We start from the raw sequence: 20,971 nt of genomic DNA on the forward strand, positions 1-20,971 counted from the left end.
CCCCCCCCCCCCCCGACCGGGCGGATCAGCCCTTGGCGGCCTCGACGGCCTTCTTGAGCTCGGCCGGGTCGGTCCAGTTGCCGTCCCAGCGCTTGCCGTCGATCGTGATGGTCGGCGTGCCGAAGCCACCGGTCTTCGGGTTGGCGAGGTCGGGGTTCTGCGTGGCGAGGTTGGTCGCGCCCTCGGCCCACTTGCCGAACTCCTTGACCGCGTCGCCCGCAGCGATCTTGTCGGCCACTTCGGCCGGGACGCCCGCAGCCTTGGCGATCTCCGCGATCTGCGCGTCGGTCAGGCCGGCGGTGTTCTCCTCGGGCTGGTTGGCGAACATCGCCTCGTTGAACGCGTTGAACTGCTCCGGGGCGTGCTCGGCGACGTACGCGGACGCAGAGGCGGAGCGCGTCGAGAACTGGCTGCCGGACGAGTAGCGGTCGAGGATCGCGACCGGGTGCTGCACCAGGGTGATGTCTCCGGCCTCGCGCATCTCGTCGATCGAGGCGGAGTTGACCTGCTCGAAGTCACCACAGATGGGGCACATGTAGTCGAAGTACACGCCGAGCTCGACGGCACCCTCGGTACTGGTTCCCGCGACGCCGTCCGCGCCGACCGGGATGCCGCCCGTGTCGTTGGCCGTGGCGGGCGCCGTGACGCCCGTGAGCGGTGCGGTCTTCTGGGTTTCCTTCTGGTTCATCGCGGGGATGAAGACCCAGAGGAAGGCCCCGATGAGCACGGCGAGCCCACCGACGAGGGCGCCGATGGTGATCGCACGGTTGCGCTTGTCGCGCTTGGCCTGGGCCTCGCGCAGCGCGAGGGCTTCGGCTCGGGCCGCGTCGCGGCGGTCGGCCTTGGTCTGGCGGGGTTCGTTCGACATGGGAGTCCTTGGAGGTCGTGTGGTGGCGCGGCCCCACGCGGGGGCGCACTGGTCGCGAGGGTAGCGGTCCGTGCCACGCGTGCCCAGGGTGCGGTGGCACCGGGCGCGTGACGGCGACGAGTCGGGATCGAGTCGTCAGGCGGCCGCGAGCACAGGTGGCCCGCGCAGGGAGCGCACCGCGGCCAGCGCGAGGTGGTGCAGCACCTTGGTCGCGGACCGCACGACCTGCCGGCACGAGAGCGCGACGGGTGCGAGCGGCGCCCGCAGCAGGGCGACCGCGCGGCGCGGGCTCAGGACGGCGGTGAGGCGGTCACGGACGCGCAGGGCCCCGGCGGCCAGCCCGCACCCGGCGAGGAGCAGCGCGAGGTGGGCGAGCAGCACGGGCAGTGCGAGCACGCCGACGACGGTGACGACGCGGGCGGGGTCTCCCCCGAGCGCGGCGGTGCCGGCGGGGCAGTCGGCGGTCTCCCGCAGGAGAGCCAGGTGCACGCCCGCGACTCCCCAGCCGCCCGGAGCGGGCACGCACTGGTGGACGAGGCTGAATCCGCGGTCGGCGAGGAGCGTCAGGGTCCCGACGACCAGGAGGAAACCGGCGACGACGAGCGAGGTCGCGGCGGTCAGCGACCGCGTCAGCAGGCGCTCGGGGCCGTCCGCGCGCACGCGCGAGCGAGCCGCGGTCGCGGTCTCGCTCGGTGCTTCCCCGGGGGTCGCGCCGGTCGGCGCTCCCGGGACGGACGTCCTGGTCACGGGGTCAGGGTACCCGCGCTGTCTGAGAGTTTCCGGTGAGGCACGTGGGCTCACAGGCTCGGCGGCGGACCGGGGAAGGGCGCCCAGTCGATCGGCGTGCCGTCGCCGAGGGAGAAGAGCACCATCGCGGTGAGCACGAGCCCGGCGAGCACCAGGAAGATCGCCCCGACGCGGCCGGGGGCCACGTGCGCGAGCGTGGTGCGCGCGCCGTACCGGGTGAGCCCGGACAGCGGTCCGAACCAGGCGAGGAGCACCGTGACCGCCATCGCGACGCACAGCACGACGGTGAACACCCAGGGTTCGTTGGCGCCGCCGACCGACCGCGCCTCGACGTTCTGCTGCGGGGCGAGGACGAGCATCCCCGGCGCGAGCAGCCACCACGAGCCCACGACGAGCAGCACTCCCCCGCACAGCGCGACGAGCAGCGAGGGCACCGCGCCCACGACGGCACGCAGCGCGTACCAGGGCACGGCGACCACCGAGCGCACGCCGTCGCTGCGCTGCACGCCCCTGCGCTCGCGACGGCCGTGGAACGAGTCCGCCCCCACCCCGACGACGCGCAGCACGACCACGACCGCGGCGAGCAGCACGAACGCGACGCCCGGGTAGGTCCCGGCGAGCAGCACGAGCGGCAGCCCGAGGGCCGCCACGGTCCCGGCCCGCCGTCGGTGGGCGGGCCGGGCGTAGCCCGGCGCGGACACCACGCCGAGGGGGCGGCCGAACGCGTCGAGCGGGTCGCCGCCCTCGGGCTCGGCCACCTGCGCGCCGCGCCCCTTCCGCCTGCCCGACGCCGGAGCGTCGGCGGGCGGGGCGGGCTGCGGCGCGTACGGGTTCTGGGACGGCGGGGGGTACGGCCCCTGGGCGGGCGGGTACGCCCCGGGCGGCGCCGAGGGGACCGGGGGCTGACGCAGGGTGGGCTGCTGGACGGCGGGCTGCACCGCGGTCGGGTGCATGGCGGTCGGCTGCACCGCGGTCGGCCGCCCGGACGCCGGGCCGACGAGGGACGCAGGAGGCACCGAGAGCGGCGGGGCCGTCGATCCCGGCGCGGCGGGTGTGACGGGCGGCGCCGGTGGCACGGTGGGCACCGCGACGGTCCGGCCGTCGTTCGCGATGATCTGGGTCGCGGCGAGCGGCGGGATCGACGGCGCGGGCGGGGTCGGCCGCGGCAAGGGCACGGCCGAGCGCACGGTCGGGACGACGCTCGTCGGCAGGACGTCCCCGGCCGAGGCGGGCAGGACGACGGTCGCCGCGGCACCGGACGCACCGGCACCTGCCGCCGTGGCCGCACCCGCACCCGCGCCCGCCGGTCCCATGACCGTGGTCACGGCCGCCGCGCCACCGGCCCCGTTCGCGGCAGCGGGCGCCGCGGCCCCCACGGCGCCCGCTCGTCCGGCCGCTGCGAGCGTGCCCCCGACGGCTGCCACGGCGGCGGTACCGGCGAGCGCTGCGCCACCGAGCGCGCCGCCCCCACCGGCCTTCCCGCCTCCGCCGAAGTGCTGCGGGACGACCTCCGTCGCGCCCGTGGCGGGCGACGCCGTCGGGCCGTCTGCCTCCTGTGCCGCGCGGTGCAGGACCGCGGCGACCTCCGACGGGCCGAGCCGGGTCGCCGGGTCCGCCCGCAGCGCCGCCGCGAGCGCCGCGGCCGTCCGCGGCCCCCGGCCGGCGAGGTCCGCCTCGCCGGACCGGGCGCGCGCGAGCACCGCCTCGACCGGTCGCATGCCGAAGGGTGGTCGCCCGGTCGCGGAGAACGCGAGCAGCGCCGCCCAGCCCCACCAGTCGCTGTTGGCGCTCGGCGCCGCGCCCTCGAGCAGCTCGGGGGCCAGGTAGCCCGGTGTCCCCATGACGAGGCCGGTCGAGGTCGCGCGCGCCTCGTCGAGCCCGTGCGCGATGCCGAAGTCGATGAGGACAGGGCCGTTCTGGGTCACCAGGACGTTGCTGGGCTTGAGGTCGCGGTGCACGACCCCGGCCGCGTGGACCGCCTCGAGCGCCTCGGCGAGCTGGTCCGCGAGCTCGAAGAGGTCGCGCGCGTCGAGCGGGCCGCCCGTCGCGACCTCCTCCTCGAGGTTGGGGCCGTCGACGAGCTCGGTCACGATGAAGGCCTCGGAGCCGTCGAGCTCGACGTCGAGGATCTGCGCGACCGCGGGGTGCCGCAGGCGTTGGAGGGCGACGGCCTCGCGGCGCAGGCGCTCGCGCCCCTGCGCGTCGACGTCGAGGTGTGCGTGCAGGAACTTGATCGCGACGAGGTTGCCGCCGCCGTCCTCGGCCTCGTAGACCGCTCCCATGGCACCGGCGCCGAGGCGGGCGAGGATGCGGTAGCCGCCGACCTCGCTGCCCGTGGGCAGGCCTCCGCGTCGCGCGGCACCGTTGCTCCGCGCCGGGTCGGCTGGTCTGCTGCTGGCCTCCTCCATGGTGTCAAGGTATCGACAATTCGGGGCGCTGCCCTGCGCTCCCGGGAGCAAGCAGGACGCGACACCGATAACCTGGGTGGAGTTTCACCAAAGTTCAACCGAATACCAAGGAGATCTCCATTGACTGGCAAAGACGGCTACGACCTCGTCGTGGTGTCCAACCGGCTTCCCGTCGACTTCACGGTCGACGACGAGGGCCACGTCGACTGGAAGCGCTCCCCCGGGGGGCTCGTCACCGCGCTCGAACCCGTCATGCAGAAGTCCGACGGCGCCTGGGTCGGCTGGTCCGGCGCCCCTGACCTCGAGGTCGACCCCTTCGACGCCGACGACATGCGCCTGGTGCCCGTGACGCTGTCCGCGACCGAGATCGAGCGCTACTACGAGGGCTTCTCCAACGACACGCTCTGGCCGCTCTACCACGACGTCATCGCTCCCCCCGCGTTCCACCGGCAGTGGTGGGACGCGTACCGCCGCGTCAACCAGCGCTTCGCCGACGCCGCCGCCGCACAGGCCGAGCAGGGCGCGACCGTCTGGGTCCACGACTACCAGCTCCAGCTCGTGCCCCGCATGCTGCGCGAGCAGCGCCCCGACCTGCGCATCGGGTTCTTCAACCACATCCCCTTCCCGCCGCTCGAGCTCTTCCAGCAGCTCCCGTGGCGACGCCAGGTGATCGACGGGCTCCTGGGCGCCGACCTCATCGGGTTCCAGCGCGCGGGCGACGCGTCGAACTTCATCCGTGCCGTGCGCCGCCTCACGGGCTACACGACCCGGGGGCCCATCGTGACCGTGCCCGGCGCCGAGGACCGCCCGTCGCGCAACGTCCGCGCCGCGGCCTTCCCCATCTCGATCGACTCCCGGACCTTCGACGAGCTCGCCCGGACCCCCGAGGTCCAGGCCCGCTCGCGCGAGATCCGCGCCGACCTGGGCGACCCCGAGTGCATGATGCTGGGCGTCGACCGCCTCGACTACACCAAGGGGATCCGCCACCGCATCAAGGCCTACGGCGAGATCCTGCAGGACGGCCGCATCGACGTAGAGCACGTCACGCTCGTCCAGGTCGCGAGCCCCAGCCGCGAGAACGTCGGTGCCTACCAGGAGCTGCGCGAGCAGGTCGAGGGCCTGGTGGGGCGCATCAACGGCGAGTACGCCGAGATCGGCCACGCCGCGATCCACTACCTGCACCACTCGTACCCGCCCGAGGAGATGGCCGCGCTGTACCTCGCGGCGGACGTCATGCTCGTCACGTCGCTGCGCGACGGCATGAACCTCGTCGCCAAGGAATACATCGCGGCCCGCTCCGACGACCGTGGTGTCCTCGTCCTCTCGGAGTTCACGGGGGCCGCCGACGAGCTCGCGGGCGGCGCCCTGCTCGTCAACCCCCACGACATCGACGGCATGAAGGACATCATCGTCGCGGCCGCGAACATGGACGTGCGCGAGCAGCGCAAGCGCATGCGTCGCCTGCGCCGCCGCGTCCTGGCCGACGACGTCTCGAAGTGGTCCGAGTCGTTCCTCGGCGTGCTCCAGGCCATGCCCTCCCGCGACACGCCCCGCACCCACGCCCCGTCCCGCCCCACGGACGAGGCGCCCGCCGAGGGGGAAGGCGCGTGACGTCGTCGGGAACCGCTCAGCCCGAGGTCGGCGGGCCCGCCGACCTCGGCGTGGCCCTCGCGGCCTTCGCGGCGGCCGCCGGGACGCCCCACCAGGACGCAGGGACCGGCCCCGTCCTGGTCGCGAGCGACTTCGACGGGGTCCTCGCCCCGCTCGGGGACGACCCGCTCGCGTCGCGCCCCACCCCGGCCGCCGCCGCCGCCCTCGCGCGCCTCGCGGCGTGCGGACCGGACCGGGTGCGCGTCGCGCTCGTGGCGGGGCGCCGGGTCGAGGACCTCGCCCACCTCCCCTCGCCGCCGCCCCGCGCGCGGCTCGTCGGCAGCCACGGGGCGGAGACGGGCGAGGTGCTCGCACCGCTCCGTGACGGCGCCGACGACGAGCGCTCCGTACGCGCCGACGGCACGGCGGCCCGCGTCCGCCTCGTCCCCGTCGCCCTCGACGAGGCGCAGCGCGACCTCCTCGCCGACGTCGCCGCGGGCCTCGAGGAGATCGCGGCACCGCTCGAGGGCGCCTGGGTCGAGCACAAGCCCTCGGCCGCCGTGCTCCACACCCGCCTGTCCCCCGCCGACCCGGCGCGCACCGCGTCGACCGCGGCGGCCGAGCTCGGGGAACGGCTAGGGGCGCACGTCATGGTCGGCAAGAACGTCGTCGAGGTCGCGGTCACCAGGACGTCCAAGGGCATCGCGCTCGACGCGCTGCGCGAGCGGCTCGGCTCCCCCGCCGTGCTCTACCTGGGCGACGACGTGACCGACGAGCGGGCCTTCGCGGTGCTCGGCCCGGCCGACGTGGGCATCAAGGTGGGCGACGGCGAGACCCTCGCGGCGTACCGCGTCGCCGACCCCGCCGAGGCCGCGGCGGCCCTGACCACGCTCGCCGACCTGCTGGACGTGTGAGTCCTGCGACCGTGACCTGGACGTGACCCGGGTGTGACGGAGAACTCAGGAACCGGGGGTAGGATGCCGAGCAACGATGACGTCGGACCACCGGGTCCCCGGGTGACCGGAATCCCTGGAGGTTCGACTTCTTCTGTGTCACAGCAGACACGCACCACGTGAAAGCGCGGCACGTCACTACACAACGGATCGTCCGGCACGTACCTGCCGGTGGAGGGATGTACCCATCATGGCTACGGTCACTTTCGACCACGCAACGCGGCTCTACCCGGGGACCGAGCGCCCTGCGGTGGACCAGCTCAACCTGCACATCGAGGACGGCGAGTTCCTCGTCCTCGTCGGCCCCTCGGGTTGTGGCAAGTCGACGTCGCTCCGCATGCTCGCGGGCCTCGAGGACGTCAACGGCGGGCACATCTTCATCGGTGACCGCGACGTCACCGACGTGCAGCCCAAGGACCGCGACATCGCGATGGTGTTCCAGAACTACGCGCTGTACCCCCACATGTCCGTCGCGGACAACATGGGCTTCGCGCTGAAGATCGCCGGCACCCCCAAGGCGGACATCCGCCAGCGCGTCGAGGAGGCCGCGAAGATCCTCGACCTCACCGAGTACCTGGACCGCAAGCCCAAGGCGCTCTCCGGTGGTCAGCGTCAGCGAGTCGCCATGGGCCGCGCGATCGTGCGTCAGCCCCAGGTGTTCCTCATGGACGAGCCGCTGTCGAACCTCGACGCCAAGCTCCGTGTCCAGACCCGTACGCAGATCGCGTCGCTCCAGCGTCGTCTCGGCGTCACGACCGTCTACGTCACGCACGACCAGACCGAGGCCCTCACCATGGGTGACCGCATCGCGGTCCTCAAGGACGGCCTCCTGCAGCAGGTCGGCACGCCGCGCGACATGTACGACACCCCGGCCAACGTCTTCGTGGCCGGCTTCATCGGCTCGCCCGCGATGAACCTCGGCACGTTCACGGTGAACAACGGCCTGGCCGAGGTCGGCCCGGCCCGCATCCCGCTCGAGCGCGAGGTCGCCGCCAAGATCACCGACGCCGACAAGGGCAAGATCACGCTCGGCTTCCGCCCCGAGGCCCTCGAGGTCACCTCGCAGGCCAACGAGAGCGCCTTCCCGGTCGAGGTCAACATCGTCGAGGAGCTCGGCTCCGACGCGTTCGTCTACGGCACCCTCAAGGGCGACCTGGCGACCAACGCGGACATCCACTCGGGTGCCGGCGACAACCAGATCATCGTCCGCGTCGACCCGCGCAACGTGCCCGCCAAGGGCGAGCGCATCTACGTGGCGATCCGCCCGGGCAACACGCACATCTTCTCGACCGCGACGGGCCTGCGCCTCAGCTGACCCACAGCGACACGGGGGCGGGCTCGGCGACAGCCGGGCCCGCCCCTTTCGCATATCCTTCCCGGTGGGGCGGAGCGGCCGCACCGCCGACCGCCCGCATGCGACCGGCCACCGCGGAGAAAGGACCTGTCATGGTGCAGAACCTGCAGATCACCGCGTCAGCCCCCGACCCAGCACTGCTCGACCTCCCCTGGGACATCCCCCTGGAGGAGTGGCCGGACAGCGTCCTGGCCGCCCTGCCCCGCGGTATCTCGCGCCACATCGTGCGCTTCGTGCGCCTCTCGGGCCGGGTCATCGCGATCAAGGAGATCGGGGAGTCCGTCGCGTACCGCGAGTACGAGCTGCTGCGCCAGCTCAGCCGCCTCGACGTCCCCAGCGTCGTGCCCGTGGGCGTCATCACGGGCCGCAGCGACGCGAACGGCGAACGGCTCGAGGCCGTGCTCATCACCGAGCACCTGCAGTTCTCGCTCCCCTACCGAGCGCTCTTCAGCCAGGCCCTCCAGCCGGACACCGCGACCCGCCTCATCGACGCTCTCGCCGTGCTGCTCGTGCGCCTGCACCTCATCGGCTTCTACTGGGGCGACGTGTCGCTGTCCAACACGCTCTTCCGCCGCGACGCCGAGACCTTCGCCGCGTACCTCGTGGACGCCGAGACCGGCGACCTGCACCGCGAGCTGAGCCCCGGCCAGCGCAGCTACGACGTGGACCTCGCCCGGACCAACATCATCGGCGAGCTCATGGACCTGTCGGCGGGCGAGCTCCTCGACGAGGACATCGACGAGATCCTGGTGGGCGACGCGCTCGTCGCGCGCTACAACGAGCTCTGGGACGCCCTGACGAACGCCGAGACCTTCGCCTCGGACGAGCGCTGGCGCGTCGCCGCGCGCATCGAACGGCTCAACAACCTGGGCTTCGACGTCGGCGAGCTCGCCATCACGACCGACATCGACGGCACGACCGTCCAGATCCAGCCCAAGGTCGTCGACGCGGGCCACCACGCGCGCCGTCTCCTGCGCCTCACGGGCCTCGACGTCCAGGAGAACCAGGCACGCCGCCTCCTGAACGACCTCGACTCGTACCGGGCCGCCGCAGAGCGCCAGAACGACGACGAGGAGTTCGTCGCGCACGACTGGCTCAGCGGGGTCTTCGAGCCGACCATCCAGGCCGTGCCGCGCGACCTGCGGCGCAAGCTGCAGCCGGCCCAGCTCTTCCACGAGATCCTCGACCACCGCTGGTTCATCTCGGAGAAGGCCGGGCGCGACATCCCCATGCCCGAGGCCACGGCCTCCTACGTCGAGAACGTCCTGCGGCACCGCCCCGACGAGAAGGCCATCCTGGGCCTCGCCCCGGGCGAGGTCGACCGGCAGGAGTAGTCTCCCGGCCCCCTGCGCCCAGGGTCCAGCGCCCGGCGTCCTGCGTCGTCAGAGGCGCACCGCAGCGTCCGGGGCCCCCGACGACGCAGGACGCCCCGCCGCGCCACCGGGAAGGTGGTGCGACGGGGCGTCCCGACGAGGCGGGTACTCAGTCCTCGGCGGAGCGCAGGCGCGCGACCTCGTACAGCGAGATCCCGGCGGCGACGCCGGCGTTGAGCGACTCGACGTCCGAGAGGATCGGGATCGAGGCGACGACGTCGCACGTCTCGCGGACGAGGCGCGAGAGGCCCTTGCCCTCGGAGCCGACGACGAGCACGAGCGGGTCCTTGCCGAACGCGAGCTCGCCCACGGCGACCGGGCCGCCGCCGTCGAGCCCGACGATGAAGCAGCCCGCCGCCTTGTACTCGGTGAGCGTACGCACGAGGTTGGTCGCGCGGGCCACGGGCACGCGTGCGGCGGCACCTGCGGAGACCTTCCACGCGGACGCCGTGACGCCGGCCGCGCGACGCTCGGGCACGAGGACGCCGTGCGCCCCGAACGCGCCCGCGGAGCGCAGCACGGCGCCGAGGTTGCGCGGGTCGGTCACGCCGTCGAGGGCCACGATGAGCGGGGGCTCGCCAGCCTCGTGCGCGCGGTCGAGCAGGTCCTCGGGGTCGGCGTAGTCGTAGGGCGGGACCTGGATCGCGACGCCCTGGTGGACCGAGCCGTCGGTCATGCGGTCGAGCTCGGCCTTGGTGACCTCGAGGAGGTTGTACCCGCGCCCGGAGGCGATGTTCAGGATCTCCTTGGTGCGGTCGTCGGCCTCGAGGCGCGTCGCGATGTACACCGCGGACACCGGGATGTAGGCGCGCAGGGCCTCGAGCACGGCGTTGCGGCCGTTGACGACCTCGTTCGCGCTGCTCGAACGCGTGGTGCGCGACGGCGTGCGCCCGCTGGGGCGTCCGCCGCGCGCGGCGCTCTTGGCGTCGTGCGCACGCGGGCCGGTCGAGGTGGCGTCGCGGCGCTCGGCGGCGGCCTTCGCCTTGTGGGCCTTGTGGTAGGTGCGGTCCTCGGCCTTGGGCGTCGGGCCGCGGCCCTCGAGAGCGCGGCGGTTCTTGCCGCCCGTGCCGGCGACGGCGCCCTTCTTGTTGCTGCTGCGGGTCGCGCCGCGTCGTTGTGAGTTTCCAGCCATGGGTCTGCCCCGTCGGTCGATGTGTGCGAGTGAAGTTGTGGTGGCGGACCCTGGGCCCGGGTGGGCCCGTCCTGCCGTCCAGGGTTCCGGGTCAGGTGCCCTGGCGTGCAGCGAGGGACCAGCGGGCCCCGTCGCTGGAGTCCTCGACGACGACCCCGGCGACCGCGAGGCGGTCCCGGATCGCGTCGGAGGTGGCGAAGTCGCGCGCCGCCCGTGCCTGCGCGCGGGCGTCGAGCTCGGCCGTGACGACCGCGTCGAGCGCCTGACGGTACCGGGTGTCCCCGGCGTCGGCCCACTGCTCGCCCGCGGGGTCGAGCCCCAGGACGTCGAGCATCGCCCGGAGGGCGACGAGGTGGTGCCGGGCGACGGCGTCCGCGGCCGGGGAGCGGTCGGCGAGGGCCGAGTTCCCGGCGCGCAGGTGCTCGTGCACGACCGCGAGCGCGGCGGGCACGTTGAGGTCGTCGTCCATGGCGGCCACGAAGGCCGCCGGGAGCTCGGCCTGGCGCACGTCGTCGAGGTCGATCGTCCCGACGCGCTCGCCTGCACGCTGCACGAACCCGCTGAGCCGCTCCCACGTGGCCTCGGCCTCGCTCACGGTGTCCTGCGTCCACTCGAGCATCGAGCGGTACTGGACGGCCGCGAGCGCGTAGCGCAGGACGGCCGGGCTCGTGGTGCGCAGGACCTCGCGGACGAGGAGCCCGTTGCCGAGGGACTTGCTCATCTTGGCGCCGCCCTGCGTGACCCACGCGGAGTGGAGCCAGTACTGGGCGAACCCGTCGCCGGCGGCGCGGGACTGCGCCTGCTCGTTCTCGTGGTGCGGGAAGCGCAGGTCGAGGCCGCCGCCGTGGATGTCGAACGTGCCGCCGAGGTAGCGGTGGGCCATGGCCGAGCACTCGAGGTGCCAGCCGGGTCGTCCACGCCCGAACGGGGTGTCCCAGGACGCCGTGGCGGGCTCACCGGGCTTGGGGGCCTTCCACAGCGCGAAGTCGCGGGGGTCGCGCTTGAGGGACTCCTCGGCCGAGTCCGCGGGCGCGGGCGAGAGGTCCTCGAGCCGCTGGTTGGTGAGCGAGCCGTAGTCGGCCCACGAGCGCACGTCGAACCACACGTCGCCGGGTCCGGTCGTGTAGGCGTGGCCCGAGTCGACGAGCCGCTGCATGAGCTCGACCATGTCGGTGACGTGCCCGGTGGCGCGGGGCTCGTAGGTGGGCGGTGCGACGCCCAGGGCGTCGTAGGCCGCGGTGAACTCGCGCTCGTAGATCGCGGCCCAGGCCCACCAGGGCTCGCCCGCATCGGCGGACTTGGCGAGGATCTTGTCGTCGATGTCCGTGACGTTGCGGATGAGGGTCACGCGCGAGCCCGTGCGACGCAGCCAGCGCACGAGCACGTCGAACGCGACGGCCGAGCGCATGTGCCCGATGTGCGGCGCCGACTGGACCGTCGCACCACACAGGTAGATGCCGACCTCACCCTGGGTCTGGGGGATGAAGGCGCGCACGTCCCGCGTCGCGGTGTCGAACAGTCGAAGGCTCACGACCAAAGGTTACCGGGGTGCACCCCTCCCGGCAGAACCCGCCCTCCCGGGGCGGCGTCCCGGTGCGCGTCGTCACCCGCGCAGGGCGGGCGGCGTCGGCGCGGGCGGTCAGTCCCGCCAGTGGATCCTGGTCGGCTTCACGCGCACGACGACGCGGCGGTTGTCGGTGCCGTCGTCGCCCGTGTAGCGCTCGTCGCCCGTGTACTTCTGGGCGAGCGCGTGGATGAGCGAGGCGGACGGGTCCTCCTCGATCAGGGCCTCGCCGCGGACCTCGAGGTACTGGTAGGGCGCGTCGCGCGGGTAGACGAGCACGCTCAGGCGCGGGTCGCGCTGCAGGTTGTCGGTCTTGCGGCGGCCGTGGATGGTCGAGAAGAGGACGTCGTCGCCGTCGCGCGCGACCCACACGACCGAGGTCTGGGGGCTGCCGTCGGCCTCGATCGTGGCCACGGTCGCGAACTCGGGGGCGTCGAGGAGGGCCTTGGCGGCGTCGGGGAGGCTCGTCATGTCGTGCTCAATCGCGCGGGTCGTCCGCCTATTCCCGGATGGCCGGACTTCTCAGCACCTGGACACGCGGCGTGCCCGACGGCGCCGTTAGCCGAAGTTCTTCCCCTCACCCCGGTAGGTGGGGACCTCCTCGACGACCTGGTCGCCGCGCACGAGGTGCACGCGGTCGAAGCGCTCCATGAGCTCGCCGGCCTTGGCGTGCCGGAACCAGACGCGGTCGCCCACGGCGAGGCGTCGCTCGGCCCCGCGGGCGGCGCGCAGCGGCGTCTGGACCTCGCCCACGCCCTCCGAGGACGTGAGCCGCCAGCCCGGCTCGACGACGCGTGGCACGCGCATCGCCCCGGCGGGTCCCGAGGCCACGTAGCCGCCGGCGAACGCGGTCGCGTAGCCGGGCGCCGGGACGCGGACGACGTCGAGGCCGAAGAACGCGGACGGGTGCGGGTCGAACGACCGGTAGCCGTCGAACAGCCCGGGCACGTAGAGCCCCGAGCCCGACGTCACCTCGGTCACGACCGGGTCCGAGGCGGAGGTCTCGAGCGACCCGGTCCCGCCGGAGTTCACGAGCTCCAGGTCGTGCCCGACGACGTCGCTCACCGCGGCGAGCACCTCGCCCCGGCGCGTGGCCAGGTCCGCGACCGAGGCCTTCTTGACGAGCCGCACGGCGGGGCTCGTGTCGGGCAGGCCCGCGACCTGCGCCTCGTAGAACATCAGGCCACGCACGCGCAGGCCCGGGGTGTCCGCGATGGTCCGTGCGAGGGCCCGCGCCTCGGCAGCCGTGTGGACGGGCGAGCGACGGGTCCCGAGGTGGACCGTGAACGGGCCGAGGCCCAGGCGCAGCGACGCGTCGACGTCGAGGCAGAGCAGGACGGGCGGACCGTCCGGTGCCCCGCCGCCGTCCTCGCCCGGGTGCTGGCCCGCGAGCGCGGCGGCGACGAGCGCGACCTGCGCGACGTCGTCGACCATGAGGGTGATCTCGCGGCGTGCCGCCGGGTCCGCGGCGAGCTCCGCGAGCGCCCGTCGGTCGACCGTCGGGTAGGCGACCAGGACGTCGCGCGCGCCCTCCTCGACGAGCCACAGGGCCTCCGCGAGCGAGTACGCCATGATCCCCGCGAAGCCCAGCTCGCCCGCGCGCCGGACGAGCGGGCGCACGCGCACCGACTTGGACGCGAGCCGCACGGGCACGCCGCCTGCACGGGCCAGGAGCTCGCGCGCGTTGGCGTCGAACACGTCGAGGTCGACGACCGCGACGGGGCCCGGGACGCGCTCGGTCGCGGCCGACAGGCGGTCGCCGAGGGTGCGGGCCTCGGCCGCGGCCGACGCGTCGTGCGCTCCCTGCCCTCCGGGGCTCAGCCGTCCTCGGGACCAGGACAGGGTGGACGGTTCCTGCGCGCTGCGCTGCACGGGCGTCGTCGTCATGGAAAGAAACCTACCCCTCGTGAGACAGTGCGTGGTGTGACGAGCCAGCAGGCTCCCGGTTCATGGACGAACTGGGCGCGAAACCAGACCGCCGTTCCCCTGCGCCGCGTCGCCCCGCGCGACACCGACGAGCTCTCCCAGGTCGTGCGACGAGCCGCCGCCGACGGCCTGCGCGTGCGGGCCGGCGGCGCGGGGCACTCGTTCACGGGCGCCGCCGTGACCGACGGCGTGCTCGTGAGCCTCGACGCGCTCGGGGCCGTCGAGGACGTGACCCGCACCGAGACCGGCGCGCGCGTGACCGTGGGGGCCGGTATCCGTCTGCACCGCCTCAACGCGGTGCTCGCGTCCGCAGGCCTCGCGATGCGCAACCTCGGGGACATCGACCGGCAGTCGGTCGCGGGCGCGATCTCGACCGGCACGCACGGCACGGGCGCCTCGCTCGGCGGGCTCGCGACGCAGGTGCGCGGCGTGCGCGTGGTCGGCACGGACGGCTCGGTGACCGAGGCGACGCCTGACGAGAACCCCGACCTGTTCGAGGCGAGCCGCCTGGGACTCGGCAGCACGGGCGTGCTGGCCGCGGTCACGCTCGACGTGGTCCCCGCGTTCCACCTGCGTGCCCAGGAGGAGCCCTGGCCGCTCGACCGGGTCCTCGAGGAGCTCAGCACGGCGTCGGGCGGACGCGGCGGCGGGTCGGACGCCGAGGGCCTCGAGAACGCGCACGACCACTTCGAGTTCTACTGGTTCCCGCACACGCGCCGCGCGCTCACCAAGCGCAACGACCGCCTCGCGCCCGACGACGAGGCCGCGGCCGTCCTGCGCACGGCCCGCGGCGAGCGGCCCGGCGCCGTGACGCGCGCCCGATCGTGGGTCGACGAGGAGCTGCTGTCCAACGGGCTGTTCGAGGTCGTCAACCGCGTCGCGACCGCGGTGCCGCGCGCGACCCCGCGGATCAACGCGCTGTCTGCCCGCGCGCTCGCCCCGCGCACGTACGTCGCGCCCTCGCACGAGGTGTTCGTGTCGCCGCGCCGCGTGCGCTTCCGCGAGATGGAGTATGCGGTCCCCCGCGCCGAGCTCGTGGGCGCGCTCGAGGAGATCGACTCGTGGGTCCGCGCCTCGGGCGAGAACGTCCCCTTCCCGGTCGAGGTCCGCTTCGCGGCCGCCGACGACGTGTGGCTCTCGACCGCGCACGGACGCGACTGCGCCTACATCGCGGTCCACCAGTACCTGCGGCTTCCGCACGAGCGGTACTTCGAGGGCGTCGAGAAGATCGTCGCAGGCGTCGGCGGGCGACCGCACTGGGGCAAGCTCCACACGCTCGGCGCAGCGGACCTCGCCGAGCGCTACCCGCGCTTCGAGGACTTCCGCCGGGTCCGCGCCCAGGCCGATCCCGAGGGCGTCTTCGCGAACCCCTACACGGACCAGGTCTTCGGGCCTCGCTGAGACACCCCGTTCCCCGCGGGACGACCCGCCTGCGGTGCGAGCGTGGGGTGCGTGCGGTGCGCGCCGCTGACGGCGCGCCTACGGCGCGGGAGGAGCGACGGCGTCGGGCCTCTCGTCGGGCCCCGCGCCCGGAGCCGCACCGTCCGGGTGCACCACGAGCGACAGGACGTAGTCCGCGAGCGCGTGGAAGCTGCGGATCGCGGCCTCGTCGTCCTGCTGGACGAGCCACGCGATCTCGATCCCGTCGATGTAGCCCGCGACGATGCGCGCCAGGAAGGGCGTGTCCATCGAGTAGGTGATGCCCGCGATCTCCGCGAGCTGGTCGAGGATGCCCTGCGTCATGGCCCACGTCTGCTCGAGATGCGCCTTCGCGACGGGACGCAGCGCGCGGTTGCGCGACCCCGCGGTCGCGAACTCGAACGTCAGCAGCCGCATGTGCCGGCGCGGGGTCAGTCCCTCCCACAGCCCGTCGGCCGCCGCGTGGGCGATCGCGCGGATGTCCTTCGTGGGGTCCATGGCCATGCGCACCGGGTCCGAGGCCACGACCGCGACGTTGTGCCCCATGGCACGGAGCATCGCGTCCTTGTCCTCGAAGCAGTAGTGCACGGTCCCCAAGGAGATCCCGGCCTCGGCCGCGACCCCTCGGACCGTCACGGCCTCGACGCCGTCCCGGACGGCGATCGACATCGCTGCGTCGACGATCTGCGCCCGACGTTCCTCGATCGACATGCGGTTCATCGTCGACCTCCCTCATGACCACGTTCCGGCAGCACGACGGTGCAGGAACGCGCCGTCGTCGTCGCTGTCCACCATGCCTTCAATGTCGTATTTTCGCATGTGGGGGCCGGTGTCCCCGCCCTGACGTCGACGGGGACGCGACGTGGCAGGCTGGGACCGGGCCCCGGCAGGGCGCCCGACCGCCGCCGAGAGGAACCCCGTGCACCACCCGAGCCGCCCGCTCGCCGTCGCCCTGGCCGTGGCCGCCGTCGGCGCACTGCTCACCGCGTGCGCGGCGAGCCCGCCCCCCGCCGCGCCCACCGTCCAGACCTTCGAGGTCCCGGACAGCGCGGTGGCGGCGACCGTGACCACCCCCGACACCTGGGACCGCGCCGGCCAGGACGCTCCCCTGGTGGTCCGGTCGACGACCCCGTCCGGGGACCCCGGTTTCACGGCCAACGTCGTCGTCACGACGAGCGACCCAGGGACCGCGACGCTCGAGGACAGGACGGCCGAGGCGGCCGAGGCGCTCCAGACGTCCGCCGACGTGACGTTGGACCCGACCCAGCCCGGGCCCGTGACGGTCGCAGGGCTGCCCGCCTACCGGCTCGGGGCGACGCGCACGGTCGACGACGTCCCCGTGACCCAGGTCGAGACCGTCGTCGAGGTCGCGACGCCCGCCGGCTCGGCGTTCGTCTACGTCACCGAGACCTATGCGACCGGCGACGCCGAGGGCGCGGCGCAGGCCCGCGCGGTCACCGACAGCCTGGTCGTCACGCCCGCGGGCTGAGGTCCACGGCACGGCACGGCGGCGCGGACGGGCCGGCGCCGGTGGGTCGGACGGACCTGCGCCGGTGGGTCGGACGGACCTGCGCCGGTCAGTCGGCGAGCACGACGAGTGCGGTCGCGAGCGCCGCGACGCCCTCGCCGCGGCCGGTCAGCCCCAGGCCGTCGGTCGTGGTCGCGGTGAGGGTCACGGGCGCCCCGGCCGCAGCGCTCAACGCTGCCTCGCCCTCGGCCCGGCGCGGCCCGAGCCGAGGCCTGTTGCCGACGACCTGGACCGCGACGTTCCCGATCTCGAACCCGGCCGCGCGCACCCGACGGGCGGCCTCGGCGAGCAGCGAGGCCCCGCTCGCCCCCGACCACTCCGGGGCGCTCGTGCCGAAGTTCGAGCCGAGGTCACCGATCCCCGCCGCCGAGAAGAGGGCGTCGGCCGCCGCGTGAGCCGCCACGTCGGCGTCCGAGTGGCCCGCCAGGCCGCGTTCGCCGGGCCAGTGGAGCCCTGCGAGCCAGAGCTCGCGTTCCTCGCCCACAGGGGCGTACGCGTGGACGTCGGTCCCGATGCCGGTGCGCGGCAGGTTCATCGCCCGTCCTCCGTCAGCAGCTTCTCGATGTAGTAGAAGTCGCGCGCGGTCGTGACCTTCATCGCGAGCTCGTCGCCCTCGACCACGAACACGTCCTCTCCCAGGGCCTCGACGAGCGACGCGTCGTCCGTCGCCGCCGTGGCCTCCGTCCGGGCGCGCGCGGCGCCCGCGGAGTGTGCGCGCACCAGGAGCGCCCGGTCGAACGCCTGGGGCGTCTGGACGGCGCGCAGCAGCGTGCGCGCCGGGGTGGCGGCGACCCGGTCCACACCTGCGGGCAGCGCGGGGCGACCGTCCTCGGCCGGGCCGCGCGGGGCCAGGATCTTGACGGTGTCCATCACGGGGAGCCCGGGGATGACGGCCTGGTGCCCCGCCTTGACGGTCTCGACGACGCGGCGGATCATCGCGGCCGGGGCCAGCGGTCGTGCGGCGTCGTGCACGACGACCGTGTCGATGTCCGCGCGGGCCCGCGTCAGGCCTGCCGCGACCGACGACTGGCGCGTGGCCCCGCCCGCCACGACGACCACGGGCACGCTCACGTGCGGGTCGTGCTCCAGGACGTCCGACATGACCGAGACGAGTCCGTTCGGTGCCGTGACGACGAGGGCGTCGACCACTCCCGAGGCGGTCAGGCGGCGGGCCGCGTGCAGGACGAGCGGAAGGCCGCGCAGGGGGACGAGAGCCTTGGGAAGGTCGAATCCGAGGCGGGTACCGGAGCCGGCGGCGGTCAGGATGGCGAGGGTCGTCACACCGATCACGGTAGACGATCTCGGCCTGCGGACCGTCCTCGGCCCGCTGACGAGACGATCGGTCGCGAGCAGCCGGCTCCGCGCACCCTCGCGCGGAGCTCCGTGAACGACGACGACGCACGGACCGCTGGCGGTCCGTGCGTCGTTGGTGGAGCGTGGGTGAGGGTTCTGCTCAGGAAGCCAGGACCTCGTCGAGGATGGCCTCGGCCTTGTCCTCCTCGGTGTGCTCGGCCAGGGCCAGCTCCGAGACCAGGATCTGTCGAGCCTTCGCGAGCATGCGCTTCTCCCCGGCCGAGAGGCCGCGGTCCGCGTCACGCCGCGAGAGGTCGCGGACGACCTCTGCCACCTTGATCACGTCGCCCGAGGCCAGCTTCTCGAGGTTGGCCTTGTAGCGGCGCGACCAGTTGGTCGGCTCTTCGGTGTATGGTGCGCGAAGAACTTCGAAGACCTTGTCGAGGCCTTCCTGGCCGACGACGTCGCGGACGCCCACCAGGTCGACGTTGTCCGCCGGGACCTCGATCGTCAGGTCGCCCTGAGCCACCTTGAGCTTCAGGTAGATCTTGTCCTCCCCGCGGATGGTGCGGGTCTTGATCTCTTCGATCTTTGCGGCACCGTGATGTGGGTAGACAACGGTCTCGCCTACTGTGAACGTCATCTGCAGATGTCCCCTTTCGCGGAGGTCGATCTTACCACGGGGGGTACCTCCGTTCCGAGCCCCTGCCCAGGCCGACAGGCGCACCGTCCCAGCGTTTTTCCTGGTCACGCCGCGGTCAGGACGACAAGTCGGCACGAATACCTACCGCCCCTGCCCCCCGGGGCGGCCTGCGACCCGCGCCAGGAGGCCCGGCGCCCGGTCGAACGCCGCTCCGGGGGACGCCGGGCCGGACACCCCTGGGAGCGACTAGGCTGTGGTCATCTGCGCCCAGGGGGCGCCGGCGGCGGAGAAGCTCGTCGCGCACATCCCCTGAGCACACCGAGACTGACCGCAGCACATTGGAGCGCACGTGACCCGCACCCCGTCCCGCCCGACCACGCCGCGCCGGTCGCTCATGCTCGCGATCCCCGTGATCGTGGCGAGCGCCGTCGCCGTGTCGGCCTGCTCACCCATCACGACGGACATCGCCTACTCCCCGTCGGACGGCATCCGCGTCAACCTCACCGACGAGGTCCGCGCGCTCAACCTGCTCATCGTCTCGGCCGCCGAGGGCGAGCCGGGGACCCTGCTGGGCGGTGCCGCGAACGACTCGGACGAGCCCGTCGAGATCACCATCGCCCCGGAGGGCACCGACCCGATCGACGTCCCGCTCGAGGCCGGCGAGACCGTCTACTTCGGGGTCGACGACGGCTTCGAGGCCCAGTTCGGGAACGTCGACGCCGCCCCCGGCGCCACGATCTCCGTGACGGTCACCGCGAGCACGGGCGAGTCCGAGACCGCGCAGGTCCCGGTCGTCAACGGTGCGCTCGAGGAGTACAAGGACTACCTGCCCTGATCGGCGGCTGACGCTTCGGCGGCGGGGCTCCCTCCTCGGGGGCCCCGCCGTCGTGCTTCCACGGACCGTTCGCCATGCACGGCGACGACTGTCGGCGTCAACGAGACCGACCCGGTGGAGACCGAGGAGACCGTCGAGCACGAGTCGCTCCCCGTCGTGCCGTGCGCCGACCCCCACACGGGAGAGGTCTTCGCCGAGCACGAGCTCCCGCCCGGCGACTTCCCCGGCGACCAGGCCGTCTCCGACACCGGCATGGAGCACTGCTACTCCGTCTTCGAGGAGTTCGTCGGCCTCAGCTACGAGGAGTCGACGCTCGAGTTCTGGGCCATGTTCCCGTCGCAGCAGAGCTGGGACATGGCGGACGACCGCACGGTCCAGTGCTTCGTGGGCCCTGCCGAGGACACCGTGACGGGCACGCTCGAGGGCTCGGCCGTCTAGCGCTCCCCCGCGACGCACGACGGCGAGGCCCCCCCCTGGAGGGGGCCTCGCCGTCGTGCGTCGTGCGTCAGGCGGGTGCCGGACAGGTCACCCGAAGCGGCCCGAGATGTAGTCCTCCGTGGCCTGCTCGGACGGCGACGAGAACATCGTCGCGGTGTCGCCCATCTCGATCAGCCGACCCGGCTTGCCCGTGCCTGCGATGTTGAAGAACGCCGTGCGGTCGCTCACGCGGGCCGCCTGCTGCATGTTGTGCGTCACGATCACGATCGTGTACTCGTCCTTGAGCTCGGCCATGAGGTCCTCGATCGCGAGCGTCGAGATCGGGTCGAGCGCCGAGCACGGCTCGTCCATGAGGAGCACCTGCGGGCGCACCGCGATCGCGCGCGCGATGCACAGACGCTGCTGCTGCCCGCCGGACAGGCCCGACCCGGGGCGGTCGAGGCGGTCCTTGACCTCGTTCCACAGGTTCGCGCCCTGCAGCGAGGTCTCGACGAGCTCCTCGGCGTCGGACTTGGAGATGCGCTTGTTGTTGAGGCGCACGCCCGCGAGGACGTTCTCCCTGATCGACATGGTCGGGAACGGGTTGGGCCGCTGGAAGACCATGCCCACCTGGCGGCGGACCGCGACCGGGTCGACGTCGGGCGCGTACAGGTCCTGGCCGTCCATGACGGCCTTGCCCTGGACGTGCGCGCCCGGGATGACCTCGTGCATGCGGTTGAGCGTGCGCAGGAACGTCGACTTGCCGCAGCCCGACGGGCCGATCAGCGCCGTGACCGAGCGCGGCTCGATCGCCATGGTCACGCCCTCCACGGCGAGGAAGTCGCCGTAGTAGACGTTGAGGTCGGAGACGTCGATTCGCTTCGACATGATGTGCTTCCTTCCGGTGTCCGGTCGCGCGGG

General features: G+C 73.4%; 20 protein-coding genes. 8 read left to right on the plus strand and 12 right to left on the minus strand.

The features are described from left to right. Window positions 1-25: 25 nt before the first annotated feature. From H9652_RS12820 to H9652_RS19840, 3 genes are all read right to left on the minus strand, one after another. Window positions 26-868 (minus strand): DsbA family protein, encoded by an 843-nt coding sequence (locus tag H9652_RS12820; RefSeq protein WP_191796601.1) that lies wholly within the window; start codon window positions 866-868, stop codon window positions 26-28. Between the two features lie 135 nt (window positions 869-1,003). Then, the gene (locus H9652_RS12825) at window positions 1,004-1,615 is read right to left on the minus strand and encodes a hypothetical protein (RefSeq protein WP_191796602.1); all 612 of its coding nucleotides are present in this window, start codon (window positions 1,613-1,615) and stop codon (window positions 1,004-1,006) included. A gap of 50 nt (window positions 1,616-1,665) precedes the next feature. Then, window positions 1,666-4,023, minus strand: coding sequence for a serine/threonine-protein kinase (locus H9652_RS19840; RefSeq protein WP_225228196.1), 2,358 nt, complete (start codon window positions 4,021-4,023; stop codon window positions 1,666-1,668). A 120-nt stretch (window positions 4,024-4,143) separates the two neighbouring features. Here H9652_RS19840 and otsA point away from each other — a divergent pair, with 120 nt between their 5' ends. The 4 genes from otsA (at window position 4,144) to H9652_RS12850 (ending at window position 9,254) form a co-directional block, all read left to right on the plus strand. Further along, window positions 4,144-5,634: an alpha,alpha-trehalose-phosphate synthase (UDP-forming) gene (gene otsA / locus H9652_RS12835; RefSeq protein WP_225228197.1), complete on the plus strand. Its 1,491-nt coding sequence runs from the start codon at window positions 4,144-4,146 to the stop codon at window positions 5,632-5,634. Continuing rightward, the gene (otsB, locus tag H9652_RS12840) at window positions 5,631-6,527 is read left to right on the plus strand and encodes a trehalose-phosphatase (protein ID WP_318244159.1); all 897 of its coding nucleotides are present in this window, start codon (window positions 5,631-5,633) and stop codon (window positions 6,525-6,527) included. The genes otsA and otsB overlap by 4 nt, the downstream gene beginning before the upstream one ends. 229 nt (window positions 6,528-6,756) lie before the next feature. Beyond that, window positions 6,757-7,881 carry an ABC transporter ATP-binding protein gene (locus H9652_RS12845; RefSeq protein ID WP_191796603.1) on the plus strand — a complete coding sequence of 375 codons (1,125 nt, stop codon included), beginning with the start codon at window positions 6,757-6,759 and terminating at the stop codon, window positions 7,879-7,881. A 131-nt stretch (window positions 7,882-8,012) separates the two neighbouring features. After that, window positions 8,013-9,254, plus strand: a complete 1,242-nt coding sequence (locus H9652_RS12850) for a DUF4032 domain-containing protein (RefSeq protein WP_138822871.1) — start codon at window positions 8,013-8,015, stop codon at window positions 9,252-9,254. A 148-nt stretch (window positions 9,255-9,402) separates the two neighbouring features. Here H9652_RS12850 and rlmB read toward each other — a convergent pair whose 3' ends face one another. The 4 genes from rlmB to H9652_RS12870 form a co-directional block, all read right to left on the minus strand. After that, window positions 9,403-10,425 (minus strand): 23S rRNA (guanosine(2251)-2'-O)-methyltransferase RlmB, encoded by a 1,023-nt coding sequence (gene rlmB, locus H9652_RS12855; RefSeq protein WP_191796604.1) that lies wholly within the window; start codon window positions 10,423-10,425, stop codon window positions 9,403-9,405. Between the two features lie 91 nt (window positions 10,426-10,516). Then, entirely contained in the window at window positions 10,517-11,956 is a 1,440-nt protein-coding gene (gene cysS, locus H9652_RS12860; protein WP_191796605.1) for a cysteine--tRNA ligase, read from the minus strand. A 108-nt stretch (window positions 11,957-12,064) separates the two neighbouring features. Further along, window positions 12,065-12,460, minus strand: a complete 396-nt coding sequence (locus tag H9652_RS12865) for a PPOX class F420-dependent oxidoreductase (RefSeq protein ID WP_191796606.1) — start codon at window positions 12,458-12,460, stop codon at window positions 12,065-12,067. A gap of 87 nt (window positions 12,461-12,547) precedes the next feature. Next, on the minus strand, window positions 12,548-13,876 hold the full coding sequence (locus H9652_RS12870; protein ID WP_191796607.1) for an alanine racemase: 1,329 nt from the start codon (window positions 13,874-13,876) through the stop codon (window positions 12,548-12,550). Window positions 13,877-13,912: 36 nt separating this feature from the next. Between H9652_RS12870 and H9652_RS12875 the strand changes: the two genes are divergently transcribed. Beyond that, window positions 13,913-15,316: a D-arabinono-1,4-lactone oxidase gene (locus H9652_RS12875; protein WP_191796608.1), complete on the plus strand. Its 1,404-nt coding sequence runs from the start codon at window positions 13,913-13,915 to the stop codon at window positions 15,314-15,316. A gap of 78 nt (window positions 15,317-15,394) precedes the next feature. Here H9652_RS12875 and H9652_RS12880 read toward each other — a convergent pair whose 3' ends face one another. Continuing rightward, window positions 15,395-16,054, minus strand: coding sequence for a TetR/AcrR family transcriptional regulator (locus H9652_RS12880; RefSeq protein ID WP_191796609.1), 660 nt, complete (start codon window positions 16,052-16,054; stop codon window positions 15,395-15,397). A gap of 199 nt (window positions 16,055-16,253) precedes the next feature. On the opposite strand from H9652_RS12880, the gene H9652_RS12885 reads away from it, so the two are divergent. Next, on the plus strand, window positions 16,254-16,823 hold the full coding sequence (locus H9652_RS12885) for a hypothetical protein (protein ID WP_191796610.1): 570 nt from the start codon (window positions 16,254-16,256) through the stop codon (window positions 16,821-16,823). Window positions 16,824-16,911: 88 nt separating this feature from the next. Here H9652_RS12885 and ispF read toward each other — a convergent pair whose 3' ends face one another. From ispF to H9652_RS12900, 3 genes are all read right to left on the minus strand, one after another. Further along, complete coding sequence (gene ispF / locus H9652_RS12890) at window positions 16,912-17,397, minus strand: 2-C-methyl-D-erythritol 2,4-cyclodiphosphate synthase (protein WP_138822853.1); 486 nt, start codon at window positions 17,395-17,397, stop codon at window positions 16,912-16,914. Next, the gene (gene ispD / locus H9652_RS12895; RefSeq protein ID WP_191796611.1) at window positions 17,394-18,143 is read right to left on the minus strand and encodes a 2-C-methyl-D-erythritol 4-phosphate cytidylyltransferase; all 750 of its coding nucleotides are present in this window, start codon (window positions 18,141-18,143) and stop codon (window positions 17,394-17,396) included. Before ispD ends, ispF begins: the two co-directional genes overlap by 4 nt. A gap of 172 nt (window positions 18,144-18,315) precedes the next feature. Next, window positions 18,316-18,798: a CarD family transcriptional regulator gene (locus H9652_RS12900; protein WP_030144079.1), complete on the minus strand. Its 483-nt coding sequence runs from the start codon at window positions 18,796-18,798 to the stop codon at window positions 18,316-18,318. A gap of 349 nt (window positions 18,799-19,147) precedes the next feature. On the opposite strand from H9652_RS12900, the gene H9652_RS12905 reads away from it, so the two are divergent. Continuing rightward, window positions 19,148-19,633, plus strand: coding sequence for a hypothetical protein (locus H9652_RS12905; protein ID WP_191796612.1), 486 nt, complete (start codon window positions 19,148-19,150; stop codon window positions 19,631-19,633). A 114-nt stretch (window positions 19,634-19,747) separates the two neighbouring features. Further along, entirely contained in the window at window positions 19,748-20,071 is a 324-nt protein-coding gene (locus tag H9652_RS12910; protein ID WP_191796613.1) for a septum formation family protein, read from the plus strand. Window positions 20,072-20,158: 87 nt separating this feature from the next. Here H9652_RS12910 and pstB read toward each other — a convergent pair whose 3' ends face one another. Further along, entirely contained in the window at window positions 20,159-20,938 is a 780-nt protein-coding gene (gene pstB, locus H9652_RS12915; RefSeq protein ID WP_191796614.1) for a phosphate ABC transporter ATP-binding protein PstB, read from the minus strand. Between the last annotated feature and the right edge of the window lie 33 nt (window positions 20,939-20,971).

It is taken from the genome of Oerskovia rustica (assembly GCF_014836555.1).
Taxonomy (GTDB): domain Bacteria; phylum Actinomycetota; class Actinomycetes; order Actinomycetales; family Cellulomonadaceae; genus Oerskovia; species Oerskovia rustica.

What these genes read in the sequence shown, in the direction of transcription:
- H9652_RS12820 (WP_191796601.1), bottom strand. Translation starts at nt 868, where the DNA reads ATGTCGAACGAACCCCGCCAGACCAAGGCCGACCGCCGCGACGCGGCC.
- H9652_RS19840 (WP_225228196.1), bottom strand. Translation starts at nt 4,023, where the DNA reads ATGGAGGAGGCCAGCAGCAGACCAGCCGACCCGGCGCGGAGCAACGGT.
- H9652_RS12845 (WP_191796603.1), top strand. Translation starts at nt 6,757, where the DNA reads ATGGCTACGGTCACTTTCGACCACGCAACGCGGCTCTACCCGGGGACC.
- H9652_RS12850 (WP_138822871.1), top strand. Translation starts at nt 8,013, where the DNA reads ATGGTGCAGAACCTGCAGATCACCGCGTCAGCCCCCGACCCAGCACTG.
- rlmB (WP_191796604.1), bottom strand. Translation starts at nt 10,425, where the DNA reads ATGGCTGGAAACTCACAACGACGCGGCGCGACCCGCAGCAGCAACAAG.
- H9652_RS12865 (WP_191796606.1), bottom strand. Translation starts at nt 12,460, where the DNA reads ATGACGAGCCTCCCCGACGCCGCCAAGGCCCTCCTCGACGCCCCCGAG.
- H9652_RS12870 (WP_191796607.1), bottom strand. Translation starts at nt 13,876, where the DNA reads ATGACGACGACGCCCGTGCAGCGCAGCGCGCAGGAACCGTCCACCCTG.
- H9652_RS12880 (WP_191796609.1), bottom strand. Translation starts at nt 16,054, where the DNA reads ATGAACCGCATGTCGATCGAGGAACGTCGGGCGCAGATCGTCGACGCA.
- ispF (WP_138822853.1), bottom strand. Translation starts at nt 17,397, where the DNA reads ATGAACCTGCCGCGCACCGGCATCGGGACCGACGTCCACGCGTACGCC.
- H9652_RS12900 (WP_030144079.1), bottom strand. Translation starts at nt 18,798, where the DNA reads ATGACGTTCACAGTAGGCGAGACCGTTGTCTACCCACATCACGGTGCC.
- pstB (WP_191796614.1), bottom strand. Translation starts at nt 20,938, where the DNA reads ATGTCGAAGCGAATCGACGTCTCCGACCTCAACGTCTACTACGGCGAC.